The organism is Streptomyces sp. W16, assembly GCF_033194735.1.
Taxonomy (GTDB): Bacteria; Actinomycetota; Actinomycetes; order Streptomycetales; family Streptomycetaceae; genus Streptomyces.
In genome coordinates, this window is the sequence record NZ_JAWOAI010000671.1 from 1 (window position 1) to 4502 (window position 4502).

The 4502-nt window shown below is 71.5% G+C and carries 5 protein-coding genes and 1 pseudogene; 3 read left to right on the plus strand and 3 right to left on the minus strand.

What is annotated here, in order from left to right; genetic code table 11:
• Positions 1-344: pseudogene (locus tag R6V09_RS46735) on the minus strand (hypothetical protein); the annotation flags it as partial.
• Between the two features lie 197 nt (positions 345-541).
• Between R6V09_RS46735 and R6V09_RS46740 the strand changes: the two are divergent.
• Genes R6V09_RS46740 through R6V09_RS46750 form a run of 3 tightly spaced genes read left to right on the plus strand, consistent with a single transcriptional unit; the run spans position 542 to position 3486 of the window.
• Entirely contained in the window at positions 542-1447 is a 906-nt protein-coding gene (locus tag R6V09_RS46740) for a Nif3-like dinuclear metal center hexameric protein (protein WP_317887546.1), read from the plus strand.
• Positions 1444-2187, plus strand: coding sequence for a zinc ribbon domain-containing protein (locus tag R6V09_RS46745; RefSeq protein WP_317887550.1), 744 nt, complete (start codon positions 1444-1446; stop codon positions 2185-2187). Before R6V09_RS46740 ends, R6V09_RS46745 begins: the two co-directional genes overlap by 4 nt.
• A 12-nt stretch (positions 2188-2199) precedes the next feature.
• Positions 2200-3486, plus strand: a complete 1287-nt coding sequence (locus R6V09_RS46750) for a bifunctional RNase H/acid phosphatase (protein WP_317887547.1) — start codon at positions 2200-2202, stop codon at positions 3484-3486.
• On the opposite strand, the gene eda is transcribed toward R6V09_RS46750, so the two are convergent.
• Both eda and yaaA read right to left on the minus strand, forming a co-directional pair.
• Complete coding sequence (gene eda, locus R6V09_RS46755; protein ID WP_317887548.1) at positions 3461-4099, minus strand: bifunctional 4-hydroxy-2-oxoglutarate aldolase/2-dehydro-3-deoxy-phosphogluconate aldolase; 639 nt, start codon at positions 4097-4099, stop codon at positions 3461-3463. The two genes, R6V09_RS46750 and eda, sit on opposite strands and share 26 nt — an antisense overlap.
• Before the next feature lie 84 nt (positions 4100-4183).
• A partial coding sequence (gene yaaA / locus R6V09_RS46760) for a peroxide stress protein YaaA (RefSeq protein ID WP_317887549.1) occupies positions 4184-4502 on the minus strand: 319 nt, incomplete at its 5' end.

Consider the following 4502-nt stretch of genomic DNA (forward strand, 5'->3'; position numbering starts at 1 on the left):
CCGAGCGGCAGCTCACCGGTGCCCGGGCCGGTCGGGTAGAGCAGCGAGAACGTGTGCCGCCCGTCCACCAGCCGCCGGATGAGCACCCGCCCGTCGCCCATCGGCTGCACCTCACTGCCGGGCTCCTCCGGCTGGTTGCCGGGCAGCGGCACCGCGTACGGCTCGGGGCCGTCCAGCGTCCACCGCTCCGGGAACAGGCAGTCGCCGGCCGGCGCGAGGCGGGCCGCGTACGCCCCGTCCGCGCTGATCGCGCACGCGGTGCCCGCGGCACCATCGGTCCGCGGGTCCCCGCACTCGTCCCCGTCCTCGTCCGCCGCCGTGGGCTCGATCGCACAGGCCGTCATGGTTCGGTCACCTCCGGCCACGAAACTAGTTTTCGTACGTACGGACGTGGGACCGATGAGCAGCCTCATCACACATAAGGGTGGCCAAGTAACGATTCGCCTGAGGAAACCGGGGCGGGTGTGCTGAACGGGGCCGTAGGCCGTCTACGGCTGCTTCAGCGGTTCAGCCCCACAGCGCGGCCAGGTAGCCTTTGCCCGTGCCCCGTCAGCCCGTATCCCGTCAGTCCGCACCGCGCCTGTCCGAAGTCGTCGCCGCGCTGGAGAACCTGTGGCCCGCCGAGCGGGCCGAGTCCTGGGACGCGGTAGGCACCGTCGTGGGCGACCCGGATCAGGACGTCACCCGCGTGCTGTTCGCCGTCGACCCGGTCCAGGAGATCGTCGACGAGGCGGTGAAGCTGGGCGCCGACCTCCTGGTCACCCACCACCCCCTCTACCTCCGCGGTACGACCACGGTCGCGGCCTCCACCTTCAAGGGCCGCGTGGTGCACACCCTGATCAAGCACGACATCGCACTGCACGTCGCCCACACCAACGCCGACCGCGCCGACCCGGGAGTCTCCGACGCCCTCGCGGGCGCGCTCGACCTCCGTGTCGTACGACCCCTCGTACCGGACCCCACCGACCCGGACGGCCGCCGGGGCCTCGGCCGAGTCTGCGAGCTGGACCACCCCCTGACCGTCCGCGAACTCGCCGCCCGCGCCGCCGAGCGCCTGCCCGCCACCGCGCAGGGCATCCGAGTCGCCGGTGACCCCGACGCCCTGGTCCGCACGGTCGCCGTCAGCGGCGGCTCCGGCGACAGCCTCTTCGACGACGTACGAGCGGCAGGCGTGGACGCCTTCCTCACCGCGGACCTCCGCCACCACCCGGTCGCAGAATTTATTGCGGATCGCGCCCAAAACCCCCAGAACCCTCTCGCGCTGCTCGACGCGGCGCACTGGGCCACCGAGTGGCCCTGGTGCGAGCTGGCCGCCGCCCAGCTCGACGAGATCTCCGACCGCGAGGGATGGGACCTGCGGGTCCACGTCTCCAAGACGGTCACCGACCCCTGGACCGCCCACGCGGCGTCCGCCGCCACACCTGACTCACTGGGAGCCCCCAACTGAACGCCGCGCCCGCCGACCAGATCCGACTTCTCGACGTCCAGGCCCTCGACGTACGTCTGTCGCAGCTCGCGCACAAGCGCAACTCGCTGCCCGAGCACGCCGAGATCGACGCGCTGACCAAGGACCTCACCCAGCTGCGCGACCTGCTCGTGGCCGTGCAGACCGAGGAGAGCGACTGCGCCCGCGAGCAGACCAAGGCCGAGCAGGACGTGGACCAGGTGCGTCAGCGCGCCACCCGCGACCAGCAGCGCCTCGACTCCGGTGCCGTCACCTCGCCCAAGGACCTGGAGAACCTCCAGCGCGAGATCGTCTCCCTCGCCAAGCGCCAGGGCGACCTGGAGGACATCGTCCTGGAGGTCATGGAGCGCCGTGAGTCCGCGCAGGAGCGCACCGCCGAACTGACCGAGCGGGTCGGTTCCGTGCAGGGCAGGATCGACGACGCGACCGCCCGCCGCGACGCCGCCGCCGAGACCCTCGACGCCGAGGAGGCCAAGGCCGAGAAGGAGCGCGAGGTCGTCTCGGCCACCATCCCCGCGGACCTCCTCAAGCTCTACGACAAGCTGCGCCAGCAGCAGGGCGGCATCGGCGCGGCCAAGCTCTACCAGCGCACCTGCCAGGGCTGCCGCCAGGAGCTCGCCATCACCGACTTCAACGAGGTCCGCGCGGCGGCCCCCGACACGGTGGTCCGCTGCGAGAACTGCCGCCGCATCCTGGTGCGCACGTCCGAGTCCGGCCTGTAAGGAGCTTGTGCCGTGCGGGAGTTCATCGTCGAGGCAGACGGCGGTTCCCGGGGCAACCCGGGACCCGCGGGCTACGGCAGCGTGGTCATCGACGCGACGACGGGGGAGACCCTGGTGGAGGCGGCCGAGTACATCGGCGTCGCCACGAACAACGTCGCCGAGTACCGAGGCCTGGTAGCGGGCCTGCGCGCCGCCCACGCCCTGGACCCCTCCGCCCGGATCCACGTCCGCATGGACTCCAAGCTGGTCGTGGAACAGATGTCGGGCCGCTGGAAGATCAAACACCCCGACATGAAGCCGCTGGCGGCAGAGGCGGGCGAGGTGTTCCCGGCGAACCGGGTGACGTACGAGTGGATCCCGAGGGAGCAGAACAAACACGCGGACAGGTTGGCCAACGAGGCGATGGACGCGGGGAAGCGCGGCGAGCAGTGGTCGGCGGCGGATTCAACGGCAGAACTTCGCAGCACAGATTCAGGCGAGGTCTTCAAGGGGCGCGGAGCTGTGACACACACGGAGCCCTCCAACGCAGGCTCAGGCGAGGCCTTTAAGGGGCGCGGGGAACTGCGCGACCAGCCCCCTCCGGCCGCAACTGTGACTACCGCCAAAGCCATCGCAGATACCCGCGCCGCACGCAACGTAGCCTCCCCCAGCGCAGGTTGGGCCTCCGCAGACATGGGCGCCCCCGCCACCTTCGTCCTCCTCCGCCATGGCGAAACCCCCCTCACCCCCCAGAAGCGCTTCTCCGGCAGCGGCGGCACCAACCCCTCCCTCTCACCCGTCGGCCAGGACCAAGCCGCCCGCGCGGCAACCGCGTTGGCGGCCCGCGGCACGATCCAGCACATCATCGCGTCCCCCCTCACCCGCACCCGCGAGACCGCCGCAGCCGTAGCGGACCGCCTCGGTCTCGACGTGACAATCGAAGAGGGCCTGCGCGAAACGGACTTCGGCGCCTGGGAGGGCCTCACCTTCGGCGAGGTCAGAGAGCGCTACCCGGACGACCTGACGACCTGGCTGGCCGACCCGACGGCCCAACCCACCGGCGGCGGCGAGAGTTTCGCGGCCACGGCAACCCGTATCGCCGCCACCCGCGACAAGCTGATCGCGGTCTACGCGGGCCGCACGGTCCTGCTCGTCACCCACGTCACCCCGATCAAGACGTTCGTCCAACTCGCCCTGGGCGCCCCGCCGGAGTCCCTGTTCCGCATGGAACTCTCGGCGGCATCGCTCTCCGCAGTGGCGTACTACGCGGACGGCAACGCGAGCGTACGGCTGTTCAACGACACGTCCCACCTGCGCTGAGCGTCGCCGCCTCGCGGGCCAGCGCCTCGATCCGCCCCCAGTCCCGCGCGGCCACCGCGTCCGCCGGGATCATCCAACTCCCGCCCACGCAGCCGACGTTGGGCAACGCCAGGTATTCCGGCGCGGAGTCGAGCCCTATCCCACCCGTGGGGCAGAACCGCGCCTGCGGCAACGGCCCGGCCAGCGACCTGAGATACGCGGTACCGCCCGCCGCCTGAGCCGGGAAGAACTTCATCTCCCGCACCCCGCGCTCCAGCAGCGCCACGACCTCCGACGTGGTCGACACCCCCGGCAGGAACGGCACTCCGGACCCCTGCATCGCCTCCAGCAGCAGCTCCGTCCACCCGGGGCTCACCAGAAAACCCGCCCCCGCCGCCACCGACTCCTTCACCTGCCCCGGAGTCAGCAGGGTCCCCACCCCGACCACCGCCCCCGACACCTCGTCCGCGATGGCCCGCAGCGCCTCCAGCGCGGCCGGCGTCCGCAACGTCACCTCGATCGCCGGCAGCCCCCCGGCGACCAGCGCCCGCGCGAGCGGTACGGCGTCGGCCGCGTCCTCGATGACGACGACGGGCAGGACGGGAGCGAGATCGAGCAGCGAGGAGGAAGACATGCCCTCATCCTGCCGAGCCGATGCAGCACGCGCAAAGGTCATTGCGCACACTGCAACGCGTGCTCCCCCTGAAAGCTGAGGTGCTCAGTGAATCTCGTCCACCAGCACATCCAGCGACCAGGCCCGCCCCGCCTGCCCGGGCGCCGCCGCCTCCACCTCGTACCCCAAGTCCCGCAACGCCTCGACCAGCTCGGCCGGCGTACCCGGCGCGCCCGACGTGGCCAACAGGCTCCGCACGATCCGCCCCTTCGTCGCCTTGTTGAAGTGGCTGACGACCTTCCGGGTCGGCGCGTGCAGCACCCGTACGGTCGCCGTCCGCCCCGCGACCTCGTCCTTCGGCTTCCACGCCGCCGCGTACGCGGCGGACCGCAGGTCGAGCACCAGCCCGATCCCCGCGACCTCG